The organism is Thiobacillus sp. (genome assembly GCF_018780105.1).
Lineage (GTDB): Bacteria > Pseudomonadota > Gammaproteobacteria > Burkholderiales > Thiobacillaceae > Thiobacillus.
In genome coordinates this window covers 104,561-127,566 of sequence record NZ_JADMKC010000002.1, presented here as the reverse complement: position 1 = coordinate 127,566, position 23,006 = coordinate 104,561, and the positions used below count along the sequence as shown (strand labels likewise).

Below are 23,006 nucleotides of genomic sequence, written 5' to 3'. Positions count from 1 at the left end.
CCCCATTCAGGGCGTGATGGACTCGATGTCGAGCTGCATCACGCTGTCGCCTTCATCGCTGCGCTGCATCCGCACCGGCAGGTAATAACGCTCGATCGCCAGCCAGATTTCAAAGCGACCGTCTCCCGCATCCGCCCGCTTCAAATGCAGCGTACGCAACACACCCAGCCGGGTGTCCAGCTGCACTTCACCCAGCACTTCATAGCGATAGTTGCGCAGCTTCTTGCCATTGAACACGGTGTACGCCAGCTGCTCGCCCGAGGGCGGCGCGGTCAGCGCAAACTGGAAAAACAGGCTGAGCGCATCCTGCACCTCGCCCTCATAGCTGAACTGGCGGGGCGCGCCTTTGTCCGGCACCAGCACGATCTGGCCCTGTCCCGCATCAAAGGTCGCGCGGCTGTGTTTCTTGCCGCGCTGATCCCAGAACTCTTCCGGCTGCAGCCCCTTAGTCGTGATGCGGCCGCGGCTGGTCTGCGCGAAATGCCCGCGATAAAACATGCCGGCGACGCCGGTGGCGGCCGCCACGCTGGTCAGGGTGTAGCGCTCGCCCTCGTTGACCCACACCAGCGTCTGCTGGCCGCTGGCGATGCCGTAGCTCAGGCGATAACGCAAATCGAGACGTGGCGGCAGGACATTGAGCGGCGGCAGTTCAGGCACGGCCGGCGTGGCCACCTCCGGCGCGGATTCGCCGGGCTCGGCGACGGTGGGCGGCAACGGCTCGGCCACCGGCACGATGATGGGTTCGGGTTCGGGCGCAGCGACACGGGCAGGCGGCTGAAGGTGTACCCGCGCGGGTGGGCGTGCGGGCGGCGGTTTGGGTGCAGGCACCCGCGCGGCCGGCGGCTCAACCGGCTTCGGCGCTACTTTCGGAGCTGTGGCCAGCCGCACATCGAGCGGCGGCGCTTCGGGCGGCTCGCGCCACTGCGGCAACTCCCACCGCAGGCCACCAAACAGGGCCGCATGCAGCAGCAGCGACCCTACCAGCGCCAGGCCCCAGGGGCGAATGCGCCGGCTCATTTCCTGCTAGCCTTTAACGCTGGCGCGCACCAAGCGCTGCTCAAGTGTCACGCCGTCATCGACGACGCGCACCTGCACTGGCAGGTTCTGCCGCGTAGGCGCAATCCACAAAGTGACATTTTTCTGGTCAGGCGCGTGCGCAACGCGCTGGTACAGCTGGGTATCCAGTTCGCCGACCGGCGTCTTGAGGATGCCGCCGTTACTGCGCGCGTACCGGTAGTCCTTGAGGTCGCGCCCGCTCACTACCTGCAGTGCGAAATCGGCCGGCAGGCTGGGGGCGAATACCATTTGATACAGCTGTGACAGCTGATCCTGCGCGCCGCTTTTCAGGTCGTTCACCTGCCATGAGCGGCCCTTGTACTGGAAATCGATGCGGTGCTGCTTCCAGTCGAAGCGCGCGGTCGCCAGCTTGTGCGGCGCATCGCTGCGTGCATGCTGGAACTGCATGGGGAGCAAGCCCTTGCGTGTCACCTCGCCGCGGCTTTCCAGCCGGATGACGCCCGGCCACAGCAGGGCCAGCGGCCCGCTGGCTCGGGTTTCGCTCACCAGCGTGTAGTGCTTGCCGTTGCGGGAGAAGGTGTCGGTGACCTGGCCGAGTCTCTGGCCGTTGCGAAAAAGATCGTAGACCAGCTCGATATGCGTCGGCGCGGCCTCGACGGCAGCTGCGAACAGGCAGGCGGCCAACAACAATACGCTGCGCATGATTACGCTCCGCTGGATAACACAGCCTGTGACGTTGAATCGCCCCGTACGTTCACCCGGCCCTGCTGGTTCAGCAGGCGGCCTTCGGCAAACCAGCGGATTGCCTGCGGATAAATACGGTGTTCCTGCGCCAGCACGCGTGCCGACAGGCTGGCTGGCGTGTCGTCGGCATGCACCGGCACCGCCGCCTGGATGACGATGGGACCATGGTCGAGCTGGGCGGTGACGAAATGCACGGTGCAACCGTGGATTTTCACACCTTCCTCCAGTGCGCGTTCGTGGGTTTTGAGCCCCGGAAACATCGGCAACAGGGAGGGATGAATGTTGAGCAGGCGGCCTTCGAAACGCGCAATGAAGGCCGGGCTGAGGATGCGCATGTAGCCGGCCAGCACGACCAGATCGGGCTGGTGCGCTTCGATCGCGTCGGCCAGCAGGGCATCGAAGGCCACACGGTCGGGATGCGCGGTGTGGTCGAGCGCGACGGTCTTCAGCCCGCGTTCGCGCGCATACGCGAGGCCCGTAGCCTGCGGCCGGTTGCTGATGACCGCGACGATGTCGATTGGCAACTGCGCCTCAACGATCGCCTGGAAGTTGCTGCCGCGCCCGGACAACAGCACGACAACACGGGTCACGCGTAAATCACCTGCTCGGCGCCATCCGGACGGGCGACGATCTCGCCGATTTGCCACACGGTTTCGCCGCTGGCCTGCAGCTGCGCCATGGCGGCGGCGGCATCAGAAGCCGCGACCACCACGCACATGCCGATGCCGCAGTTGAAAGTGCGCAGCATTTCCTCCGGCGTGACATTGCCGGCCTGTTGCAGCCAGGTGAACAGCGGCGCGCGCGTCCAGCTGTTGGCGTCCACCCGCGCGGCCACGCCTTCGGGCAGGCAGCGCGGCAGGTTGCCGGTGATGCCGCCACCGGTGATGTGCGCCATGCCTTTGACAGGGAGCGAGGCGATCAGTGCCAGCAGCGGCTTGACGTATATCCGCGTCGGCGCCATCACCACATCGGCAAACGGCTGGCCGTGGAAATCCGATTTGAGACCGATGCCGGACACGTCGATCAGTTTGCGCACCAACGAGTAGCCGTTCGAATGCGCACCGGAAGACGCCAGCCCCAGCACCACGTCGCCCGGCACGATGTCGACGCCGCCGATCACCTTGGACTTCTCCACCACGCCCACGGCAAAGCCCGCCAGGTCGTATTCGCCGTCGGGATACATGCCGGGCATCTCGGCGGTTTCGCCGCCAATCAGCGCACAGCCCGCCTGCTCGCAGCCGGTGGCAATGCCTGCGATCACCGCTTCGGCGGTGTCGAGACTCAGCTTGCCGGTGGCGAAGTAATCGAGGAAAAACAGCGGCTCGGCGCCCTGCACCAGAATGTCGTTGACGCTCATCGCCACCAGATCGATACCCACCGTATTGTGGCGGTTCAACTCGAACGCCAGCCGCAGCTTGGTGCCCACGCCATCGGTGCCGGAGACCAGCACCGGTTCCTTGAACTTTTTGGATATCTCGACCAGTGCGCCGAAACCGCCGATACCGGTGAGGACTTCGGGGCGCATGGTGCGTTTGGCCAGGGGTTTGATGCGCTCGACCAGGGCATCGCCCGCATCGATATCGACACCGGCATCTTTATAGGAAATGGATGACACGCCCGCTCCAGACAGAAAAAAGTGCGCCATTTTACCGCCTATGCCGTCGATGCGACGTTCCAGCGCTGACGCCCCGCCTGACGGGCGTCTGCGTCCGCGGCGGCTATAATGTCCGCTCCCTCGACCCTGCCCGACCGCCATGCCCGCACCCCTGCCCGGCCAACCCTTACACGAATCGTGCATCACCTCCCTGCCGCTGATCCACACCGGCAAGGTGCGCGACATCTACGCCGTGGGCGACGACAAGCTGCTGATCGTCACCACCGACCGCCTTTCCGCCTTCGACGTGGTGATGCCCACACCGATTCCCGGCAAGGGCGAAGTGCTGACGAAGGTCTCGGCTTTCTGGTTCGACAAGCTGAAAGCCATCGTGCCGAGTCAAGCGCTCGATATCGCCCCGGAATCGGTGGTCGCCGCCAGCGAGCGCGACCAGGTGGCGGGCCGCGCCATCGTCGTCAAAAAACTCAAGGCACTGCCGGTGGAGGCCATCGTGCGCGGCTATCTGGTGGGTTCGGGCTGGAAGGAATACCAGGCCAGCCAGTCGGTGTGCGGCATCGCGCTGCCGGCCGGGCTGCAACAGGCCGACCGCCTGCCGCAGCCGATTTTCACGCCGTCGACCAAGGCCGCCGTCGGCGCGCACGACGAAAACATCGCATTCGAGCAGATGGCCACCCTGATCGGCGCCGATCTGGCCACCCAGGTGCGCGACGTCAGCCTTGCCCTGTACCAGGCTGCCGCGGAGTATGCACTCACACGCGGCATCATCATCGCCGATACCAAGTTTGAATTCGGCCTCGACGAAGCCGGCCGACTGGTGTGGATCGACGAGGCGCTGACCCCCGATTCGTCGCGTTTCTGGCCGGCCGACCAGTACCAGCCCGGCAGCAACCCGCCCAGCTTCGACAAGCAGTTCGTGCGCGACTGGCTGGAAGCCAGCGGCTGGAACAAGCAGGCGCCGGGGCCTGAACTGCCGCCCGAAATCGTCGCCCGCACCGCCGCCAAATACAACGAAGCGATGATGCGGCTGCTGGGCTGAACGTTTTACTTCAACGTCGCGTTCAGGAAATCCGCCACCGCCGCGACCATTTCCGCCTCGTGCCCACTGTAGAAGTGGTCGGCGCGCGCAATCACCTTCTGCTGCGATGAAGCACCTGCCAGTGTCTGCTTGCGTTTGGCGGCGTTCGCCAGCACCGGCGGCAGATCGTTGTCGCCGTACAGATCCAGAATCGGCAGTTTCAGCCCGGCATAGTCGTCCTGCGACAGCCCCAGGCTCGCCCACAACTTGACCGCCGGGTCGGGATGGCCCGCCAGATAGACCCGGCTCATGCGCGATCCCATGCTGTGCGAGACGATGGCGATCTGCGTGTAGCCCTTGGCCTTGAGAAAATCGACCGCCTCGCCGAGGCGCTCGGCCGCTTCGGGAAAGGTCGGTGGGTAGGCTTCGCCCTTGGCGTCGGCAGCCAGAATCGGCATCTGGATCGACAGGGTCGTGATGCCGCGGTCAGCCAGATCGGTACGCAGGGTGCCGACCATGCCCCAGTCGGGATGGATGCCCATGCCGTGCACCACAATCGCCGCCTTGTCCGTGCCTGCCACCGGGGTGAACAGGGTCAGGAACTTGTGGTGGCCGCGCGGCGTTTGCAGATAGACCGGGTCGCCCACCACCAGGCCGGGCACCACTTCATCGGCCCATTTTTTCTCGCGCGCGTAATCCGCCTCCGCAGCGACCGCCAGCAGCGGCCAGGCCAGCGCCGCCCACACACCTAGCAACCAGATCAACAAGTTGTTTTGCTTCATGTTTCTTCCTCCGCAGGTTAAAGATTGATCTCCGGCCAACCGATAGTTCAACGAAGTCGTGGCCCGATCAATAGTAAAAAATAGTTGGAACCCCATCGTGAATCCCTTGACCGCCACACCCGCTTCATCGCCGAACGCCGCCATGCCTGATGCCCGTCAGGGCAACGGCGCACGCGTGCTGATCGTGGACGATCGTGGTACCGCACGCAGCCTGCTGGAAGGCCTGGCGCGCACGCTGGAGCCGGGCATCACCGTCGACAGCTTCGACGACCCGCACAGCGCGCTCGCCTTCATGCAGCACGTCACGCCGGACATCATCATCACCGATTACCGCATGGCGGGCATCGACGGCATCGAACTGACCCGCCGGGTGCGCGCGGAACGCCGTCTGGCCGACGTGCCGCTGATCATCGTCACCATGGTGGAAGATCGCCAGATCCGCTACCAGGCGCTGGAAAACGGCGCCACCGACTTCCTCACCCGCCCGATCGACCCGCAGGAATACCGCGCCCGCTGCCTCAATCTGCTGGCGTTGCGGCGCAGCCAGAAACTGGTGGCCGAACGCGCGAAATGGCTGGAAGAGCAGGTGATGCAGGCCACCCGCGAAGTGCGCACGCGCGAACGCGAAACCCTGCTGAAGCTTGCCAAGGCCGGCGAATACCGCGATCAGGACACCGGCAACCACATTGTGCGGATGGCGAAATATGCCCGCCTGATCGCCGAGGAGCTCAAGCTCACCACCATGGAATGCGACGAGATCGAGGCGGCCGCGCCGATGCACGACATCGGCAAAATCGGCATCCCCGACCACATCCTGCTGAAGCCCGGCCGCCATACGCCCGACGAGCAGATCATCATGCGGCGCCACCCGGCGATCGGCCATGAAATCCTCGCCGGCAGTCCCTCGCGCTACCTGAAACTGGGCGCGATCATCGCGTTGGGGCATCACGAAAGATACGACGGCAGCGGCTATCCGCAAGGGCTGGCGGGCAAGGACATTCCGCTGGCCGCGCGCATCGTCGCCGTCGCCGACGTGTTCGACGCGCTGACTTCGGTGCGCCCCTACAAGGCCGCCTGGACCTTTGAGCAGGCGTTCGATTTCGTCAAGGCGGAAAGCGGGAAACACTTCGATCCAGCCTGTGTGCACGCATTCGAAAAGTGCCTCGACGCCGTGGTGACGATCATGCGCGAACTGTCGGACAGCCGGGCCTGAACGCCCCTTGCCCTGCACGCCGGCTAGAACGTCCAGGCCATGCGCAGCGCCAGCGTGATCAGCAACAGCGCGAAAATCCGTTTCAGCGGCCGCACCGGCAAGCGGTGCGCCGTACGCGCGCCGAGCGGCGCCGTCAGCACGCTGCCCAGCACGATCCCCGCCAGCGCCGGCAGATAGATGAATCCCAGGCTGCCCACCGGCAAGCCAGCCAGTCCCCAGCCACCCACCGCATAGCCCGCAGCGCCCGCCAGCGCAATCGGGAATCCGATCGCCGCCGAGGTGGCGATCGCCCGATGCAGCGCGACGTTGTGCCATAGCATGAAGGGCACCGACAGCGTGCCGCCGCCGATGCCGACCCAGCTCGATACCGCCCCGATGACACCGCCCGCCAGCGTCGCCCCGGCGCGTCCCGGCAAACCGCGCTGCGGCGCCGGCCTGAAATCCAGCCACATCTGGATCGCCGCATAAAACAGAAAAACGACGAACACGCCTTTCAGCAGCAGCGCGGACATCTGCGCCGCCAGCAGCGCACCGGCCAGCGTACCGAGCACGATGCCAGGCGCGATGCGTCGCACCAGCGACCATTCGACTGCGCCGTGGCGATGATGCGCACGCACGCTCGACAACGAGGTGAACAGGATGGACGCAAGCGAAGTCCCCAGCGCCAGCTGCGGCTCCATGCCAGCCGCCAGCCCCTGTGCATGCAGCATGAAAATCAGCACCGGCACGATGATGAGGCCGCCGCCCACGCCCAGCAGACCGGCGACGAAGCCGACCAGAAGCCCGAGACCGACATACGCGGCCAGCAGGGCCGGAGCCAGTTCGGGCATTACAGGTGCTTGACGATGAACGCGTACTCAGCCGGATCGACCGGCGTAATCGACAGCCGGTTGCCGCGCTGCAGGATGCGCATATTGGCGAGCTCGGGATAGGTGCGGATTTCGGACAGCGGCATCAGCCGTGTCTTCTTCACCAGTTTCACGTCGACGTTGACCCAGCGTGGATTCTCCGGCGTCGACTTGGGGTCGAAATACTTGTGCCCCGGCTCGAACTGGAACGCGTCGGGATACGCCAGCACGCTGACTTCGGCCAGCCCGGCGATGCCAGGCTCGGCGCACGAGGAGTGATAAAACAGCACCTTGTCGCCGACCTGCATCTGGTCGCGCATGAAGTTGCGCGCCTGGTAATTGCGGATGCCGTACCAGGCGACGCTTTGTTTGGGAAAGCTCGCGAGGTCGTCGATGCTGACGTCGCTGGGCTCGGATTTCATCAGCCAGTAGCGCATGTTTGGGTGAACGGTAAGCGGTAAGCAGGGAGCGGAAAAGTCGGGCGAGCCACGATCAGGCGCGCTTGATCAGGGTGCCGACGCCTTCGGGCGTCAGCACTTCCAGCAGCAGCGCGTGTTCGACGCGGCCGTCGATGATGTGCGCGGTCTTCACCCCGCTGTTCACCGCGTCGACCGCGTAGCCGACCTTGGGAATCATGCCGCCGGTGATGGTACCGTCGGCCATCAGCTCGTCGACCTGGCGCGGCGTCAGCCCGGTGAGCAGGTTCATTTCCTTGTCGAGCACGCCGGGGATGTTGGTCATGAAAATGACTTTTTCCGCCTGCAGCACGCCGGCAATCTTGCCCGCCGCCACGTCGGCATTGATGTTGTAAGCGTTGCCTTCCTTGTCGGTGCCGAGCGGCGCAATCACCGGAATGAAATCGCGCGCGTCGAGCACCTGGATGATTTCCGGATCGATGCTGGTGATCTCGCCGACCTGGCCGATGTCGAGCAGCTCCTCGGAATTGTCCTTGCTGGCCACCAGCATTTTCTTGGCATGGATGAAGTTGCCGTCCTTGCCGGTGAGCCCCACCGCCTTGCCGCCGTGCTTGTTGATCAGCGTGACGATGTCCTGGTTGACCAGGCCGCCGAGCACCATTTCCACCACGTCGAGCGTTTCTTCGTCGGTGACGCGCATGCCCTGGATGAAGTCGGACTGCTTGCCGATTTTCTTCAGCAGGTCGGCGATCTGCGGGCCGCCACCGTGCACCACCACCGGGTTCATGCCCACCAGCTTCAGCAGCACCACGTCCTTGGCGAACGCCTCCATCAGGTGGCGCTCGGTCATGGCGTTGCCGCCGTATTTGATGACGATGGTCTTGTCGTAGAAGCGCTGGATGTAGGGCAGGGCCTCCGACAGGATGTGCGCCTTGTCTGCAGCGGAATGGGACGTGGTCATGGCAGCTCCGGTAAAGTCTGCGCGGATTTTACGCCAAACAAAAGGCGGCGCGCGGCCGCCTTTTTTACCGGCAAAGCGGGTTTACTGGATGGCGAGGCGCTTGGCCGCGGCAGCCGTTTTCTTCGGCAGCACCAGCTCCAGCACGCCGTCCTGATAGCGGGCGCTGGCCGTGGCCTCGTCCACTTCGTTTTCCAGCGCGAAGCTGCGGCTGACGCGACCGAAATAACGTTCGCGACGCAGCACTTTTTCGCCCTCCTTCTGCTCGGTATTTTTCTTCACCTCGGCGCTGATCGACACGGTGTTGCCGTCGATGGTGACGTGGATGTCGTCCTTGGCAACGCCGGGCATGTCGGCGTGCACGGCGTAGGTGGTCTCATCCTCCTTCACATCCATGCGAATCTGCGGCATGTCCTTGTCCATTTGCACCGGGCGGAAAAACCCCCGGAACAGGTTGTCCAGCGGATCGTTGATTTCAAACGGTTCATAGCGGCTAATGTTGGCCATGGCGTCCTCCTTCAGATAATGGGTTACGGATAGAACCGATCTAGGGGACGTTGCCGGGATTTCAAGCCCCCGGATTGTGGTCCGGCGCGACTGCCTCTACAGTGCCGGTTCCCGCGTATTGCAGGCATGCCGCTTTTGAACGCTCTCGATCCTCACCGCTGGCTGGCCGACCACGGCGATTATCTGTTCCGCGTGGCGCGCCGCCAGCTGCATTCCGACGCACTGGCCGAAGATGCCGTACAGGAAACCCTGCTGGCCGCGCTGTCGGCGCAGGCCCGCTACGCCGGCGATGCCAGTCCGCGCACCTGGCTCACCGGCATCCTCAAGCACAAAATCGTCGACGCCATCCGGCGGCAGCTGCGCGAAGTCGAAATCCCGCGCGACGCCGACGGTGAGGAAGCTGTGGATGCCCTATTCAAGCAGGACGGCCACTGGGCCGAACCGCTGCGTCCCTGGGGCAACCCGCAGGCCGAGGCGGAACTGGGCCAGCTGCGGCGCATCCTGGACGAATGCGCCGACCGCCTGAAGCCGGTGATGGCACAGGTTTTCAGCCTGCGCGAAGTGGCCGGCATGGAAACCGAAGAAATCTGTAAGGAACTGAATATCACCCCGACCAACTGCTGGGTACTGCTACACCGGGCGCGGCTGTTCATGCGGCAATGTCTGGAAGTGAACGGCTTTGCGAAGGCTGGCGCGGCATGAAGTGGATGACCACATGCAAGGAAACAACGGAACTTGTTTCGCGCGCCATGGACGAAGGCCTGTCGCTTGGCGACCGGGTCGCGATGAAAATGCACCTCGCGATCTGCACGAACTGCAGGCGTTTTACCCGGCAACTACACGCTATGCGCCGCTTGTTTCGGCTGGAAACAAGGGCAAACGATGACGCACCGGGACTCGCACCCGAGGCCCGGCAGCGCATCGCAACCGAATTGCAGAATAGGCTCGACTCATAAATAGAGCCTTTTGCAAGCCGCCGGCCCCGGTCGGCACCCCGTTGTTCCATTGTTTATCAACTGTTAGGAGAGAGCACGATGTCCAAGAAAACCCTGATCGCCGCCGCAGCCGGTACCGCTTTTGCCGCCGTTCTGGCCGCCCCGGTCGCCTCGGCTGCCAGCAACCCGTTTGCGCTGTCCGCCCTGTCTTCCGGCTATCAAGTGGCAGACAATCACGTTGCCAAGCCGGTGGAAGGCAAGTGCGGCGGCAAAACCGAAGCCGAGATGAAGGCCAAGGAAGGCAAGTGCGGCAATGCCGAGAAAATGAAGGATGGCAAGTGCGGCGAAGGCAAGTGCGGCGCCGACAAGGCCAAACTGAAAGACGGTAAATGCGGCGCCGACAAGACTAAGTAAGCCGCTGAACGCATGACCCCCCTGCGCCCTTCTGGCGCTGGGCTGGGCTTTCGGCGCGAGCTGCTGCCCGCGCTGAAAACCCACGTCCCCGCCGCCATCGACTTTTTCGAGCTCGCTCCGGAAAACTGGATCGACATGGGTGGTGTCTATGGCCGCGACCTGCGCGCCTTCACCGAACGCTATCCCTTCGTCTGCCACGGCCTGTCGCTGTCGCTTGGCGGCCCGACGCCGCTCGACGAAATGCTGCTGCGTAAAATCCGGCAGTTCATGGATGCCCATGGCATCGCGCTTTACACCGAACATCTGTCGTACTGCTCGGACGACGGGCACCTGTACGACCTGCTGCCGATTCCCTTCACCGAAGAAGCGGTGAAATACGTTGCCGCGCGTATCCGTCGCGCCCAGGACATCCTGGAGCGCCGCATCGCGATCGAAAACGCCTCCTACTACACGCCCTCGCCGGTGGCCGATATGGATGAATCCAGCTTCATTCGCGCGGTGCTTGACGAGGCCGATTGCGACCTCCATCTCGACGTCAACAACGTCTACGTCAACAGCGTGAATCACCGCTACGACGCCGTCGAATTCATCCGCGCCCTGCCGTCCGAACGCATCGTTTACCTGCACATGGCGGGCCACTACAATGAAGCAGACGATCTGATCGTCGACACCCACGGCGCCGATGTGATCGAGCCAGTGTGGGCGCTGCTCGACGCCACCTACCGCATCCATGGCGTGGCGCCCACGTTGCTGGAGCGCGACTTCAACATTCCCCCGCTGGCCGAACTGGTGCGCGAAGTCGAACAGATCGCGCGCCTGCAGGCCGCCCATGCGCCCCATGCAAAAATCGCCGCCGCTTCCTGAATTCCAGCGCTACCAGTACGCCTTCACCGCGCACATTCGCGATCCCAAGGCGCAGCCGCGCCCGGCGGGCGTCGAAGCGCGGCGCATGAAGATTTACACCGAGCTGGTGTACACCAATCTTGAAAATTTTTTGCTGGCCTGCTTTCCGGTGCTGCGCAAGGTACTGGGAACGCGCAAGTGGTCGGCGCTGGTGCGCGATTTTTTCCGCACCCATCGCAGCCACACGCCCTACTTCCGCCAGATCCCGGACGAATTCATCCAGTTCCTGCAGAACGAATGGACGCCGCCCGCCGGCTATCCGCCGTTCACGCTGGCGCTGGCACATTACGAATGGATCGAGCTGGTGTTGTCGGTGTCGACGCGCTGCGCGGATCGCGCATGCGATCCGGCGGGCGATCTGCTCGACGGGGTGCCGCTGCTGAACCCGGTGCTGGCCAACCTGCGCTACGACTGGCCGGTGCACCGCATCGCGCCGCGCCGCAAGACGCAGCCCGTCGAGACGCATCTGCTGGTGTTTCGCGACGTCGACGACCGCGTGCAGTTCAGCGAGATCAATGCCTTCACCGCACGCCTGCTGGGCTTGCTGGAGCCCGGCACGTTGAGCGGCCACGCAGCGCTGGAACAGGTGGCCGACGAAAGCCGCCACCCCGACCGCGCGCTGGTGGTGCAAGCGGGCGGCGCGCTGCTGAACGATCTTCGCGCGCAGGGCGCAATCTTCGGCCGCGCGCTTGATTGATCCGCTTAGTGGGCGTGCTGCATGCCGCCGGTCGCAGCGCGTGCCTCGGCTTTCACTTCCACGTTTTGCCGCTTGCCACCTGATTCGATCACCAGCGTCAGCGGGATGATTTCGCCAGCGACGATCGGTTTCTTCAAATTCATCAGCATGATGTGGAAGCCGCCAGGCTGAAGCGAAACAGTCTTGCCCTTGGGCAAGTCGACTGCCTGAACCTCGCGCATACGCATCACGTCGCCATCCATTTTCATTTCGTGCACTTCAACCTGCGGCACCGCGGAGCTTGAAGCGCTGATCAGACGCGCGTCGGCATCCGACTGGATTTTCATGTAGGCGCCGCTCACCGGCTGACCCGGCATGGTGGCGCGCGCCCACGCGTCGGTAACACTGACATTGGTCGCCCAGGCGGAAGGCGCGGCACACACCGCGATGGCTGTGGCGATCAGGGTATTCAGTTTCATGCTCTTCTCCATCGAAATCAAAACAGCGGGGTGAACAACGATAGGCAATCCGCGCGCCAAATGCGATGCGTCATATTGTCACAGCGCAGGGTCGCGCCCGCTGGCAGGAACGGCGAGCGCGTCGGTTGCTTGCGGCAATTTGCCACATTCACGCGCCGCCGCGTGTTCCCTAAACTCGGCAACAAATCAACAACCGAAAAAACATCATGCTGCCCAGCCGGAAACCGCTCTCTCTCGCCATCTCGCTCGCGCTTTCATCTTTCTGCGTTTCCGCCGCCGCGCAGACCGAAGCCGACGTCCTGTTGTCCGATACGCCCATGATGACGGTCGTAGTGGTGGGTACGCAGCCGGCAGATGGCGAACCCGGCAGTGTGACGCTGGATGCCGCCGACTTGCAGCCCCAGCGCGCAGCCACTAGTGACACGGCCAGCCTGCTCAAAAACGTGCCCGGCATGAGTGTCTATGGCGCAGGCGGCGTGTCGAGCCTGCCGGTGATCCACGGCCTCGGCGACGACCGCCTGCGCATCAAGGTCGACGGCATGGACCTGGTGTCCGCCTGCGGCAACCACATGAATCCGCCGCTGTCCTACATCGACCCCACCCGCGTCGCCCGCGCCACGGTATTCGCCGGCCTCGCGCCGGTGAGCTCTGGCGGCGACAGCATCGGCGGTACGATCCTGGTCGAGTCGGCCGATCCGGTATTTGCCAAGGCCGGGCAAGGCACGCTGCTGCAGGGCGAAGCCGGCACGTTTTATCGCAGCAACGGCAATGCAATGGGCGCCAATCTGTCTGCCACCGCTGCAGGTGAAAACCTGAGCGTGACCTACAGCGGCTCGACCGCTCAGTCCGACAATTACACGGCGGGCGGCGACTTCAAGCCAGCGGGTTTGGCGTATACCAATACCGCGCCGTCGCTCTACAACTCACCTATCTGGCTGGACGGCGACGAAGTCGGTTCGACGATGTACAAATCCACCAACCAGTCGCTCGGTTTTGCGCTGCGTCACGAGAATCATCTGCTTGATCTCAAGCTGGGTTATCAGCACATCCCGTATCAAGGCTATCCGAACCAGCGCATGGACATGACCGACAACACCAGCACCCAGGTCAACCTCGGCTATACGGGCCAATACGACTGGGGCAAGCTCGAGGCGCGCCTCTACAACGAGCATACCGAGCACGAGATGAATTTCCTGGAGGACAAGGCGTACTGGTACCAGGGACCCGGTCAAACCATTCCCGCGCCCGGCATGCCGATGTTCACCGAAGGCAAAAACACCGGCGCGGTGGTCAAGGGCGAGATCGCCCTGTCTGCGCGCGACCTGCTGCGCGTCGGCGGCGAGCTTCAGCAGTACCGTCTCGACGACTGGTGGCCGGCGTCCGGCAATGGAGGCATGTCACCCAATACCTTCCTCAACATCAACAACGGCGAGCGCGACCGCACTGCCGCGTTTGCAGAATGGGAGGCGCAGTGGAGCCCGCAGTGGCTGAGCCAGTTCGGCTTGCGTTACGAAAGAGTCAACATGAATGCCGGCGAAGTACAGGGGTATAACGCCAGCTACACGGCCGATGCAACCGCCTTCAATTCTGCCGACCGCGAGAAGACCGACAACAATTTCGACCTCACGACCCTGGCGCGTTATGTGCCGTCCAAAACCCAGACCCTCGAATTCGGCTTCGCCCGCAAGACCCGTTCACCCAATCTCTACGAGCGCTATTCCTGGTCGACCGGCGGCATGGCGATGAACATGGTCAACCTAGCCGGGGATGGCAACGGCTATGTCGGCAACCTCAAACTCGAACCTGAAATCGCCCATACCCTGAGCGCGACGTTCGACTGGCATGACGCCAGGCAGCAAGACTGGGGACTGAAGATCACGCCCTACTACACCTATGTCGATGACTACATCAATGCGCGCCGCTTGACCAACACGACGGTAACCAACCAGTTCGTCTTTCTCAAATTCGTCAATCAGGACGCACAGCTCTACGGCATCGATGTGTCCGGCTACATGCCGCTGGCCACGCATACCGGTTTTGGCGACTTCACGCTCAACGGCCTGCTGAACTACGTACGCGGCGAAACCACCGGCGGCACCGGCGACAATCTCTACAACATGATGCCGCTCAACGCGACGCTGTCGGTGACGCAAACCCTGGGCGGCTGGACCAATATCGCTGAACTGCAGATGGTCGACGCCAAGACCGAAGTATCGGCGATCCGCAACGAAATCGAAACCCCGGGCTACAGCGTGTTCAACCTGCGCAGCAGCTACGCCTGGGAAACCGTGCGGCTCGACGTCGGCATCGAGAACGTGTTCGACACGCTGTACTTCTATCCGCTCGGCGGCGCCTACGTCGGCCAGGGCATCACCATGCCGCCGGGCGTCGGCGCCGGCCGCCCGGCCTGGGGCACCACTGTTCCCGGCATGGGCCGCTCGATCTATGCTGGCCTCAGCGTCAAGTTCTAGCACGCTGGGAGCCGGGCAGTACGCTCTGCCGTCATCCCGCCGCGTACGCGAAGCACGCGGCGGGAGCGCGCCGCAGGCTGCGCATTACAATGCCGCCATGCCCTCCATCCTCGATTCCACTCTGCTCTCGACCCTGCCCACGCGCGCCCTGCTGGGGCGCCTGCTGGTGCTGCGCGGACTGCTCGCCGCCGGCTGGGCCGCCGGCATCGCCTGGCTGCACTGGGGATTGCACATCAGCATGCCGCTGTTGCCGATGGGCACGGTGCTGGTACTGCTCGGCAGCTTTGCGCTGACCACCGCATGGCGGCTGCGGCTGGATGCGCCCGCCACGCAGATGGAGTTTCTGGCGCATCTGCTGGTCGACCTCACCGCGTTTGCGGTGCTGGTTTTTTTCAGCGGCGGCGCCACCAATCCGTTCGTCTCGCTGATGCTGGTGCCGATCATCGTTGCCGCGATCAGTCTGCGCCCGCGCTGGGTGTGGCTGCTGGCGGCGGTGGCGGGCGGCTATTACGCCCTGCTGCTGTTCGTCTACCAGCCGCTGGCGATCGCCGACCCGGTCGCCGCCTACGGCATGCACCTGGGCGGCATGTGGTTCAACTTTCTCATCAGCGCGGCACTGATCGCGTATTTCATCACCCGCATGCACGCCGGGCTGCGCGCGCGCGACGGCGAACTCGCGGCGCTGCGCGAAAAACAGCTGCGCGACGAACGCATCCTCGCACTCGGCACCCAGGCCGCACTGGCGGCGCACGAGCTGGCCACCCCGCTGGCCACCATCCAGACCACGGCGCACGAACTCGCGACCGAGTTTGCCAACGACCCCGAGATCGGCGCCGACTGCCAGCTGCTCGAAAAACAGGCGCTGGCCTGCAAGCGCATCCTCACCCAGCTGGCCGCGCGCGCGCAGGACGGCACCCCGCATTCCATCTCGCTCGAATCCTGGCTGGCCGAACTGGTCACCCACTGGCAGGTGATCCGCCCCGACGTGCATCTGAAAACCCAACCGGTGTCGACGCGGCGCGAATTCACCCCGCCCGAGGGGCTGGAACAGGCAGTGCTGAACGTGCTGAACAACGCTGCCGATGCCTCGCCCGATGACGTCGAACTCGCTGCAACGGCGCAGGACGACGTCCTGTGGATCGACATTGCCGACCGCGGCGCCGGCTTCACCACCGAACAGAAAGCCCAGACCGGACGCGTGCTGTTCAGCGGCAAGCCGGGGCATGGATGGGGAATGGGCCTGGTACTCACGCACGCCACGATCGAACGCGCCGGCGGCGCCATCACCCTCACCGAACGTGCCGACGGCGGCACGCTGGTGCGCATCCAATTACCCTGGAATCCTCCGTCATGAAGCTCTTGATCGTTGAAGACGATATCGATTTCGCCGAGACCCTGGCACGTGCGATGAAAAAACGCGGCGCCAGCGTCGAGCTGGCGCACAACGCCGCAGGCGCGCTGGCCATCGCCGAACACTTTGCGCCGAGTCATGCCATCGTCGATCTGAAACTGCCCGGCGAATCCGGGCTCAAGGTGGTGGCGGCGCTGACGGAACGCTGGCCCGGCATCGCCATCGTCGTCCTCACCGGCTTCGCCAGCATCGCCACCGCCGTCGAGGCGGTGCGGCTGGGCGCGCGCCACTATCTGGCCAAGCCCGCCAACGCCGACGAAATCCTCGCCGCGCTGCAGCGCGACCAGCCCGATGCCGCGCTCGAAGTCAGCAGCGAACCGCTGACGGTGGCGCGGCTGGAATGGGAGCACATCCAGAAAGTGCTGGGCGAGCACGACGGCAACATCTCGGCCACCGCGCGTGCGCTAAAAATGCACCGCCGCACCCTGCAGCGCAAACTCGACAAGCACCCGCCCAAGCCGGAATGATCCTGAAAACTGCAGTTGGACGCGCCCGATGGTGCGTCTGGGCGGGTGGCTACCGCGAAGCGACGAGGCGGCAGGCCGGGGCCTGCAACGAGAAGCGACAAAGGTAGGCGCACGGCCAGGCGTGTCAGCGGGTGCGTAGCGGCGTCACCCAACCGGCGTACTCAAACGAAGGCAGAAAACTCAGTATTCATGTGGACTCGCTTAAATGGATAAGCGGTCAACTGCGGTTTTCAGGATGATCGGCAGCGCGATCAGTGCCCCGCACTCCAGTCCACCAGGCCGAAGTAAGCGGTCGCCAGCACCACGCCGCCGAACACGATGCGATACCACGCGAACAGCGTGTAGTCGTGGCGGCTGACGAATTTGATCAGAGTGCGCACTGCGATCAGCGCGCTGACGAAGGCTGCGATGCCGCCGACCGCGAACAGCGGCACATCGTGCACATCGAATAGCCGCCAGTTCTTGTAGAGGTCGTAGGCTGTCGCCGCGAACATGGTGGGGATGGCGAGAAAGAAGGAGAACTCCGCGGCAGTCTTGCGTGACAGCCCGAGAAACAGGCCGCCGATGATCGTCGCGCCCGAACGCGAGGTGCCGGGAATCATCGCCAGCGCCTGCGCAAAGCCCACTGCCAGCGCACGTCGCCAGGTGAGTTCGTCGATGCCCTCGGTCGTAATCACATGCTTGCGCCGTTCCGCCCACAAAATCAGCACCCCGCCGATCACCAGCGCCGACGCCACCACGATGGGGTTGAACAGATAGCCCTTGATCTCCTTGTAGAACAGGAAACCCAGCACCGCCGCCGGCAGGAACCCCGCCATCAGATTGATCGCCAGCCGCTGCGATGCCGGCTCCCGGTGCAGCGTCATCGCGACATGCCCGAGGCGTGCCCGGTATTCCCACACCACCGCAAAAATCGCCGCCAGCTGGATGGCGATCATGAACACCTTGGCCTTCTCGCCGTTGAAGCCGAGCAACTGGCCCGCAAGGATCAAATGACCGGTGCTGGAGATCGGCAGGAATTCGGTGACGCCTTCGACGAGGCCGAGGATGAGGGCTTGCAGCAGCAGAGTGGGGTCGATCATGGCGACGTTTCGGCAATAAAAAAAGGGCGCGCCCGGTGGACGCGCCCGCCGATTATACGCGGCGCAAATGACAGCCTCGCGCTACGTCTAGCCCGCCGCCGCGAGCGCTGACAGGCTGACCGTCACCCGGTTGCGGCCCTGCTGCTTGGACTGGTACAGACACGCGTCGGCCGAGGCGATCAGCGCATCCAGCGTCGCGTGCTGCTCGCCTTTCTGCGCCACGCCGAAACTTGCGGTGACCGCAATGACGTCCATTGCATGCGGGATGCGCAGGCCGGCGATGGCGATCCGCAGCCGTTCCGCCAGCGCGCCTGCCGCTTCGGTCGAAGAATCCGGCAGGAACACGATGAACTCCTCGCCGCCCCAGCGCGCCAGCACGTCTTCATGCCGGACGAACCTGCGGAGCGCATCGGCCACGACTTTCAGCACTTCGTCGCCGAAGGCGTGGCCATGGACGTCGTTGGTCTGCTTGAACAGGTCGATGTCGAGCAGCATGACCGAGGTGGCGTGGCCATGGCGGATTGCATGCGCCCACAGCGGGCTGGTCTTGTCGTAGAAGGCGCGGCGGTTGTTGAGCCCGGTGAGCGGGTCGAGCTGCGCCAGGCGCTCGGCGCGCAGCCGGTCTTCCTGACCGACGCGCATCTGGTAAGCGAGCGCCAGCGCCAGCAGGGTGGCGTCGATCAGCATGCCGACTTCCACCGCGCGGAAAGTCCAGCTGTTGTGCGGGATGAAACCCCAGGTCGACAGCGCCGTCAGCACGGCACCCACCATCGCGGCAAAGGCGGCCAGCAGAAAATATTTCGCCGGTTTCTGGCCAGCGCGAACCGAGATGACGCCCAGCACCAGCATGAGAACTGAGAACAGGAGCGCGAAGCTGAACGCCACCAGCAGCGCGGCTTTCTGATTGCCCAGCAGCACAGCCGCGCCGAGCAGGCTGCCGGATACCGCGCAGAAACCGAGCACGACGCGGCGCACGCGCGGAAAATACACCCGTAGATCCAGAAAGCGGATGGCGAACAGCAAGCCGCTGACGCCAAATGCCAGCATCAGGAGGGGGTTGGACCATTGCTGCCAGCGCACCGAATCGGGCCACAGCCAGGCGAAGCCATGGCCGGTGTAGGCCACGTTCATGGCGATGAACATCGCCAGATAAATCGCGTAACGCAGATAGCGCGAACTGCGCAGGCTGAAATACAGAATGGCGTTGTACGCCATCAGGGCGAGCAGAAAGCCGTACACGACACCGTAGCTGAGTTCCTGCTGCGTCTGCCGCACCCGCAAGGCATCCGGGCTCAGCAGATAGAGCGGCACCACCATGGGGTCGGGCGTTTCGACGCGGATGAATACCTCGCTGACACCCGGGTCGAAGTTCTGCGGAACCACAAAAAAACGGCTCGCCAGCGGACGCTGCGCGTAAGGCTTCACATCGCCGAGCAGCGCCGTGGCGACGGTCTGGCCGTTACGCTGGAAATAAACATCGACCTGATCGAGCCAGGCGGTCTCGATCGACAGCCGCTTCGGTACGGGGAGCGAAGTCGGGTTGTCCACCGCAAAACGGATCCACACCGGCTTTGCGCCGATGCCGAAATTCAGCACCGGACTGTCGCCAGGCGCGAACCTGCCGGCGCGATAAGCCGCCGCCGCCTCGGCCAGCGTGAGGCGGCCGTCCGTTTCCGGAAAGATTTCGGTGGCACGGCCTATTGCCGCGCCGTGATCCGCAAACACCGACAGCGGCGCGGCAACGGCTGACGCGCCGAACAACATGACCAGCATGCCGATGAGCTGGACAAGCCGACGAAAGCAGGTAAGGATCACGCGCAGTGGCCGCAACGGAACAACAGATTCAGACTTTGCGGTACACCTCGGCACCCTGCTTGACGAATTCCACCGCCTTGACTTCCATGCCCTTCACCAGCGCATCGGCTTCGTTGAGGCCTTCCTTCGCTGCGTACTCGCGCACGTCCTGGGTGATCTTCATCGAGCAGAAGTGCGGGCCGCACATCGAGCAGAAGTGCGCGACCTTGGCCGATTCCTTGGGCAGGGTTTCGTCGTGGAAGGACTTGGCCTTGTCGGGATCGAGGCCGAGGTTGAACTGGTCGTCCCAGCGGAATTCGAAGCGCGCTTTCGATAGCGCGTTGTCGCGGATCTGCGCGCCGGGATGGCCCTTGGCGAGGTCGGCCGCGTGGGCGGCGAGCTTGTAGGTGATGATGCCTTCCTTCACATCATCTTTATCCGGCAGGCCCAGGTGCTCCTTCGGCGTGACGTAGCACAGCATCGCGGTGCCGTACCAGCCGATCATCGCGGCGCCGATGCCGCTGGTGATGTGGTCGTAGCCGGGGGCGATATCGGTGGTCAGCGGTCCCAGCGTGTAGAACGGCGCCTCGTGGCACTGCTCCAGCTGGATGTCCATGTTCTCTTTAATGAGCTGCATCGGCACATGGCCGGGGCCTTCGATCATCACCTGCACGTCGTGCTTCCACGCCACCTGGGTCAGCTCGCCCAGCGTCTTCAGTTCGCCCAGTTGCGCTTCGTCGTTGGCGTCGTAGATCGAGCCGGGACGCAGGCCGTCGCCGAGCGAGAAGGCGACGTCGTAGGCCTTCATGATTTCGCAGATCTCTTCGAAATGCGTGTAGAGGAAGCTCTCCTTGTGATGCGCCAGGCACCACTTGGCCATGATCGAACCGCCACGCGAGACGATGCCGGTCATGCGGTTGGCGGTCAGCGGCACGTAGCGCAGCAACACGCCGGCGTGGATGGTGAAGTAGTCGACGCCCTGCTCGGCCTGTTCGATCAGCGTATCGCGGAACATTTCCCAGGTGAGGTCTTCGGCCTTGCCGTCGACTTTTTCCAGCGCCTGGTAGATCGGCACGGTGCCGATCGGCACCGGGCTGTTGCGAATGATCCACTCGCGCGTCTCGTGGATGTTCTTGCCGGTCGACAGATCCATCACGGTGTCGCCGCCCCAGCGGATCGCCCAGGTCATCTTCTCGACTTCTTCCTGGATGCTCGAACCCAAAGCCGAGTTGCCGATGTTGGCGTTGATCTTCACCAGGAAATTGCGGCCGATGATCATCGGCTCGGATTCGGGGTGGTTGATGTTGTTGGGGATGATGGCGCGGCCGCGGGCGATTTCGCTGCGCACGAACTCGGGCGTGATCTCGTTCTGCAGGCTGGCGCCGAAGTGCTGCCCCGGATGCTGGCGATTCATCATCGCGGCGAGTTTCTCGCCCAGCGGGCCGGTCTGCTTGAGCGATTCCAGATAGGCGACGCGGTTGTTGTTCTCGCGGATGGCGATGAACTCCATTTCCGGCGTGATGATGCCTTGGCGCGCGTAGTGCATCTGCGTCACGTTCATGCCGGCTTTCGCACGGCGCGGCGTGCGCGCGAGTTCGGGAAAGCGCATGCCGGCCAGCTCGGGATTGGCGGCCTGCTGGCGACCGTATTCCGAACTCAGGTCGCCCAGCACCTCGGTGTCGCCGCGCGACTCGATCCAGCGGGTACGCAAGCTTGGCAGGCCTTTGCGAATGTCGATGCTGGCGGCCGGATCGCTGTAAGGGCCGGAGCAGTCATACACAAAAATGGCCGGGTTCTTTTCACCGCCGAAACCGCTCGCGGTGTCGGCCTGGCTGATTTCGCGCATCGGCACGCGGATGTCGGGCTGGCTGCCCTGCACGTAGATCTTGCGTGAATTCGGCAAGGGCTGGACGGCGAGCGCATCGACATGAGCGTCGGCGGCGAGAAACTTGGGGGTGGCATTCATGGTGCGCTCCAGATCAAGGCAGGAGGCTTGGTGTCAGCCTCGCTGGTAAAAAGAAGCAAGGCCGATAATCGGCCTCGCAAAATCAATACAGGGGGCGTTGAATCAGCCTCGCTGCATTCCAATACAAGGGAGGCTTGTCGGCCTCCCTACGGCGGTATCAACCGCATCAGGTTCAAAGGGTATGTCTCACTCCACGCGGCGAACGGCCCAGCGGGAGACCCCTGGCGAGCGGTCCAAGTTAGCCGAAATGTGGAATAATTGCAAGGCAAGTCCCCATCTAACTTATTGATATTCAAGGGCACACATGGACATCGAGCAGGCGCGCTACAACATGGTGGAACAGCAAATCCGCCCCTGGGACGTGCTGGATCAGGACGTGCTCAATCTTTTGTTCAAGCTGCGCCGCGAAGACTTCGTGCCGGAAGCGCACCAGGCGCTGGCGTTTGTCGACATGGAAATCCCCCTCGGCCACGGCCAGGCGATGTGGACACCCAAGCTGGAAGCACGGGTAATCCAGGAACTCGCGATCCGCCCCACCGACCGCGTGCTGGAAATCGGCACCGGCAGCGGCTACCTCACCGCGCTGCTGGCGATGAACGCCGCCGAAGTGGTGTCGACCGAAATTTTCCCGGAGTTTTCCGCCGCCGCCGGCCGCAAGCTGCTCGCCCACGGCATCGAAAACGTCACCCTGCATGTCGCCGACGCGGCGCGCGACTGGCCCGACGAGGCCGGCTTCGACATCATCGTGCTGACCGGCTCGACCCCGCTGCTGTCGGGCGCGTTCCGCAACCGCCTGCGCATCGGCGGGCGAATGTTCGCCATCACCGGCAGCGCGCCGGTGATGGAAGCGCAACTCATCACCTGCACCGCGCCCGGCGCATTCCGCAGCGTGACGCTGTTCGAAACCTGCGTGACCGAACTGGTCAACGCCCCGCAACCGACCGCTTTCGTGTTCTGAACATGCGCCAATTCCGCCCCGCCGAACTCGCCGCCTATCTGCAGGCGGGCCACACCCCCGTTCTGGTCGACGTGCGCGAACCGTGGGAAGCCGAACGCTGCAGCATTGCGGGCTCGGTGCTGATTCCGATGGGCGAACTGACCGGACGCATCCAGGAATTGAACCCGGACGCCGAAACAGTGGTCATCTGTCATCATGGCGTGCGCAGCTTTCACGTGGCACGCTATCTCGAGTCCGTGGGGTTCGAGAATGTCATCAACCTGTCCGGCGGCGTGGCCGCCTGGGCAGACGAAGTCGATCCGGCCATGCCACGATATTGACGCTTTATTAACGGG

25 protein-coding genes and 1 riboswitch are annotated in these 23,006 nt (G+C 63.8%); of the genes, 12 read left to right on the top strand and 13 right to left on the bottom strand.

The annotated features are described in order from the left end of the window. Window positions 1-6: 6 nt before the first annotated feature. Genes IV098_RS01090 through purM form a run of 4 tightly spaced genes read right to left on the bottom strand, consistent with a single transcriptional unit; the run spans window position 7 to window position 3,406 of the window. Window positions 7-1,017, bottom strand: a complete 1,011-nt coding sequence (locus IV098_RS01090; RefSeq protein ID WP_296885587.1) for a DUF3108 domain-containing protein — start codon at window positions 1,015-1,017, stop codon at window positions 7-9. A gap of 6 nt (window positions 1,018-1,023) precedes the next feature. After that, window positions 1,024-1,719, bottom strand: coding sequence for a DUF3108 domain-containing protein (locus IV098_RS01085; protein WP_296885585.1), 696 nt, complete (start codon window positions 1,717-1,719; stop codon window positions 1,024-1,026). A 2-nt stretch (window positions 1,720-1,721) separates the two neighbouring features. Then, window positions 1,722-2,351, bottom strand: a complete 630-nt coding sequence (gene purN, locus IV098_RS01080) for a phosphoribosylglycinamide formyltransferase (protein ID WP_296885583.1) — start codon at window positions 2,349-2,351, stop codon at window positions 1,722-1,724. After that, entirely contained in the window at window positions 2,348-3,406 is a 1,059-nt protein-coding gene (purM, locus tag IV098_RS01075) for a phosphoribosylformylglycinamidine cyclo-ligase (RefSeq protein ID WP_296885581.1), read from the bottom strand. The genes purN and purM overlap by 4 nt, the downstream gene beginning before the upstream one ends. Window positions 3,407-3,515: 109 nt before the next feature. On the opposite strand from purM, the gene IV098_RS01070 reads away from it, so the two are divergent. Further along, on the top strand, window positions 3,516-4,412 hold the full coding sequence (locus tag IV098_RS01070; protein ID WP_296885579.1) for a phosphoribosylaminoimidazolesuccinocarboxamide synthase: 897 nt from the start codon (window positions 3,516-3,518) through the stop codon (window positions 4,410-4,412). Between the two features lie 5 nt (window positions 4,413-4,417). Here the strand turns inward: IV098_RS01070 and IV098_RS01065 are convergent, their stop codons facing one another. Beyond that, a complete protein-coding gene (locus IV098_RS01065) occupies window positions 4,418-5,173 on the bottom strand; it encodes an alpha/beta hydrolase (RefSeq protein WP_296885577.1) in 756 nt (251 codons plus the stop codon). A gap of 97 nt (window positions 5,174-5,270) precedes the next feature. Between IV098_RS01065 and IV098_RS01060 the strand changes: the two genes are divergently transcribed. Further along, a complete protein-coding gene (locus IV098_RS01060; protein WP_296885575.1) occupies window positions 5,271-6,386 on the top strand; it encodes an HD domain-containing phosphohydrolase in 1,116 nt (371 codons plus the stop codon). Window positions 6,387-6,409: 23 nt separating this feature from the next. Here IV098_RS01060 and IV098_RS01055 read toward each other — a convergent pair whose 3' ends face one another. From IV098_RS01055 to IV098_RS01040, 4 genes are all read right to left on the bottom strand, one after another. Then, complete coding sequence (locus IV098_RS01055) at window positions 6,410-7,216, bottom strand: sulfite exporter TauE/SafE family protein (RefSeq protein ID WP_296885573.1); 807 nt, start codon at window positions 7,214-7,216, stop codon at window positions 6,410-6,412. After that, the gene (locus IV098_RS01050; protein WP_296885571.1) at window positions 7,216-7,671 is read right to left on the bottom strand and encodes an EVE domain-containing protein; all 456 of its coding nucleotides are present in this window, start codon (window positions 7,669-7,671) and stop codon (window positions 7,216-7,218) included. The genes IV098_RS01055 and IV098_RS01050 overlap by 1 nt, the downstream gene beginning before the upstream one ends. 55 nt (window positions 7,672-7,726) lie before the next feature. Then, window positions 7,727-8,611, bottom strand: coding sequence for an acetylglutamate kinase (gene argB, locus IV098_RS01045; protein ID WP_296885569.1), 885 nt, complete (start codon window positions 8,609-8,611; stop codon window positions 7,727-7,729). A gap of 81 nt (window positions 8,612-8,692) precedes the next feature. Next, window positions 8,693-9,115, bottom strand: coding sequence for an Hsp20/alpha crystallin family protein (locus IV098_RS01040; RefSeq protein WP_296885567.1), 423 nt, complete (start codon window positions 9,113-9,115; stop codon window positions 8,693-8,695). 135 nt (window positions 9,116-9,250) lie between these two features. On the opposite strand from IV098_RS01040, the gene IV098_RS01035 reads away from it, so the two are divergent. The 5 genes from IV098_RS01035 (at window position 9,251) to IV098_RS01015 (ending at window position 12,064) form a co-directional block, all read left to right on the top strand. Then, window positions 9,251-9,817: a sigma-70 family RNA polymerase sigma factor gene (locus IV098_RS01035; protein WP_296885566.1), complete on the top strand. Its 567-nt coding sequence runs from the start codon at window positions 9,251-9,253 to the stop codon at window positions 9,815-9,817. Continuing rightward, a complete protein-coding gene (locus IV098_RS01030) occupies window positions 9,814-10,071 on the top strand; it encodes a zf-HC2 domain-containing protein (RefSeq protein WP_296885564.1) in 258 nt (85 codons plus the stop codon). Before IV098_RS01035 ends, IV098_RS01030 begins: the two co-directional genes overlap by 4 nt. A gap of 78 nt (window positions 10,072-10,149) precedes the next feature. Then, window positions 10,150-10,464 (top strand): hypothetical protein, encoded by a 315-nt coding sequence (locus IV098_RS01025; protein WP_296885562.1) that lies wholly within the window; start codon window positions 10,150-10,152, stop codon window positions 10,462-10,464. A 12-nt stretch (window positions 10,465-10,476) separates the two neighbouring features. Further along, window positions 10,477-11,328, top strand: coding sequence for a DUF692 domain-containing protein (locus tag IV098_RS01020; RefSeq protein WP_296885560.1), 852 nt, complete (start codon window positions 10,477-10,479; stop codon window positions 11,326-11,328). Further along, on the top strand, window positions 11,294-12,064 hold the full coding sequence (locus IV098_RS01015; protein WP_296885558.1) for a putative DNA-binding domain-containing protein: 771 nt from the start codon (window positions 11,294-11,296) through the stop codon (window positions 12,062-12,064). Before IV098_RS01020 ends, IV098_RS01015 begins: the two co-directional genes overlap by 35 nt. Window positions 12,065-12,069: 5 nt before the next feature. Here the strand turns inward: IV098_RS01015 and IV098_RS01010 are convergent, their stop codons facing one another. Continuing rightward, window positions 12,070-12,522 (bottom strand): copper chaperone PCu(A)C, encoded by a 453-nt coding sequence (locus IV098_RS01010; protein WP_296885556.1) that lies wholly within the window; start codon window positions 12,520-12,522, stop codon window positions 12,070-12,072. Between the two features lie 206 nt (window positions 12,523-12,728). Between IV098_RS01010 and IV098_RS01005 the strand changes: the two genes are divergently transcribed. The 3 genes from IV098_RS01005 (at window position 12,729) to IV098_RS00995 (ending at window position 16,871) form a co-directional block, all read left to right on the top strand. Continuing rightward, a complete protein-coding gene (locus tag IV098_RS01005) occupies window positions 12,729-14,993 on the top strand; it encodes a TonB-dependent siderophore receptor (protein ID WP_296885554.1) in 2,265 nt (754 codons plus the stop codon). 97 nt (window positions 14,994-15,090) lie between these two features. Beyond that, window positions 15,091-16,347: an ATP-binding protein gene (locus IV098_RS01000; RefSeq protein WP_296885552.1), complete on the top strand. Its 1,257-nt coding sequence runs from the start codon at window positions 15,091-15,093 to the stop codon at window positions 16,345-16,347. After that, window positions 16,344-16,871: a response regulator transcription factor gene (locus tag IV098_RS00995; protein WP_296885550.1), complete on the top strand. Its 528-nt coding sequence runs from the start codon at window positions 16,344-16,346 to the stop codon at window positions 16,869-16,871. Before IV098_RS01000 ends, IV098_RS00995 begins: the two co-directional genes overlap by 4 nt. Before the next feature lie 251 nt (window positions 16,872-17,122). On the opposite strand, the gene IV098_RS00990 is transcribed toward IV098_RS00995, so the two are convergent. The 3 genes from IV098_RS00990 to thiC form a co-directional block, all read right to left on the bottom strand. Further along, complete coding sequence (locus IV098_RS00990) at window positions 17,123-17,953, bottom strand: undecaprenyl-diphosphate phosphatase (protein ID WP_296885548.1); 831 nt, start codon at window positions 17,951-17,953, stop codon at window positions 17,123-17,125. An 87-nt stretch (window positions 17,954-18,040) separates the two neighbouring features. Then, the gene (locus IV098_RS00985) at window positions 18,041-19,726 is read right to left on the bottom strand and encodes a diguanylate cyclase (RefSeq protein WP_296885546.1); all 1,686 of its coding nucleotides are present in this window, start codon (window positions 19,724-19,726) and stop codon (window positions 18,041-18,043) included. Window positions 19,727-19,796: 70 nt separating this feature from the next. Further along, on the bottom strand, window positions 19,797-21,713 hold the full coding sequence (gene thiC, locus IV098_RS00980; RefSeq protein WP_296885543.1) for a phosphomethylpyrimidine synthase ThiC: 1,917 nt from the start codon (window positions 21,711-21,713) through the stop codon (window positions 19,797-19,799). A 126-nt stretch (window positions 21,714-21,839) separates the two neighbouring features. Next, window positions 21,840-21,946: riboswitch (TPP riboswitch) on the bottom strand. 71 nt (window positions 21,947-22,017) lie between these two features. Between thiC and IV098_RS00975 the strand changes: the two genes are divergently transcribed. Both IV098_RS00975 and IV098_RS00970 read left to right on the top strand, forming a co-directional pair. Further along, complete coding sequence (locus tag IV098_RS00975; RefSeq protein ID WP_296885541.1) at window positions 22,018-22,671, top strand: protein-L-isoaspartate O-methyltransferase; 654 nt, start codon at window positions 22,018-22,020, stop codon at window positions 22,669-22,671. A gap of 2 nt (window positions 22,672-22,673) precedes the next feature. After that, window positions 22,674-22,991, top strand: a complete 318-nt coding sequence (locus IV098_RS00970; RefSeq protein ID WP_296885540.1) for a rhodanese-like domain-containing protein — start codon at window positions 22,674-22,676, stop codon at window positions 22,989-22,991. Window positions 22,992-23,006: the final 15 nt, after the last annotated feature.

Coding starts and splice junctions, on each gene's coding strand:
- argB (WP_296885569.1), bottom strand. CDS start 8,611: ATGACCACGTCCCATTCCGCTGCAGACAAGGCGCACATCCTGTCGGAG.
- IV098_RS01025 (WP_296885562.1), top strand. CDS start 10,150: ATGTCCAAGAAAACCCTGATCGCCGCCGCAGCCGGTACCGCTTTTGCC.
- IV098_RS00975 (WP_296885541.1), top strand. CDS start 22,018: ATGGACATCGAGCAGGCGCGCTACAACATGGTGGAACAGCAAATCCGC.
- IV098_RS01010 (WP_296885556.1), bottom strand. CDS start 12,522: ATGAAACTGAATACCCTGATCGCCACAGCCATCGCGGTGTGTGCCGCG.
- IV098_RS00990 (WP_296885548.1), bottom strand. CDS start 17,953: ATGATCGACCCCACTCTGCTGCTGCAAGCCCTCATCCTCGGCCTCGTC.
- IV098_RS01030 (WP_296885564.1), top strand. CDS start 9,814: ATGAAGTGGATGACCACATGCAAGGAAACAACGGAACTTGTTTCGCGC.
- IV098_RS01020 (WP_296885560.1), top strand. CDS start 10,477: ATGACCCCCCTGCGCCCTTCTGGCGCTGGGCTGGGCTTTCGGCGCGAG.
- IV098_RS00985 (WP_296885546.1), bottom strand. CDS start 19,726: ATGCTGGTCATGTTGTTCGGCGCGTCAGCCGTTGCCGCGCCGCTGTCG.
- IV098_RS00995 (WP_296885550.1), top strand. CDS start 16,344: ATGAAGCTCTTGATCGTTGAAGACGATATCGATTTCGCCGAGACCCTG.
- IV098_RS01055 (WP_296885573.1), bottom strand. CDS start 7,216: ATGCCCGAACTGGCTCCGGCCCTGCTGGCCGCGTATGTCGGTCTCGGG.
- IV098_RS01015 (WP_296885558.1), top strand. CDS start 11,294: ATGCGCCCCATGCAAAAATCGCCGCCGCTTCCTGAATTCCAGCGCTAC.
- purM (WP_296885581.1), bottom strand. CDS start 3,406: ATGGCGCACTTTTTTCTGTCTGGAGCGGGCGTGTCATCCATTTCCTAT.
- IV098_RS00970 (WP_296885540.1), top strand. CDS start 22,674: ATGCGCCAATTCCGCCCCGCCGAACTCGCCGCCTATCTGCAGGCGGGC.
- thiC (WP_296885543.1), bottom strand. CDS start 21,713: ATGAATGCCACCCCCAAGTTTCTCGCCGCCGACGCTCATGTCGATGCG.
- IV098_RS01000 (WP_296885552.1), top strand. CDS start 15,091: ATGCCCTCCATCCTCGATTCCACTCTGCTCTCGACCCTGCCCACGCGC.
- IV098_RS01040 (WP_296885567.1), bottom strand. CDS start 9,115: ATGGCCAACATTAGCCGCTATGAACCGTTTGAAATCAACGATCCGCTG.
- IV098_RS01070 (WP_296885579.1), top strand. CDS start 3,516: ATGCCCGCACCCCTGCCCGGCCAACCCTTACACGAATCGTGCATCACC.
- IV098_RS01050 (WP_296885571.1), bottom strand. CDS start 7,671: ATGCGCTACTGGCTGATGAAATCCGAGCCCAGCGACGTCAGCATCGAC.
- IV098_RS01085 (WP_296885585.1), bottom strand. CDS start 1,719: ATGCGCAGCGTATTGTTGTTGGCCGCCTGCCTGTTCGCAGCTGCCGTC.
- IV098_RS01090 (WP_296885587.1), bottom strand. CDS start 1,017: ATGAGCCGGCGCATTCGCCCCTGGGGCCTGGCGCTGGTAGGGTCGCTG.
- IV098_RS01065 (WP_296885577.1), bottom strand. CDS start 5,173: ATGAAGCAAAACAACTTGTTGATCTGGTTGCTAGGTGTGTGGGCGGCG.
- IV098_RS01005 (WP_296885554.1), top strand. CDS start 12,729: ATGCTGCCCAGCCGGAAACCGCTCTCTCTCGCCATCTCGCTCGCGCTT.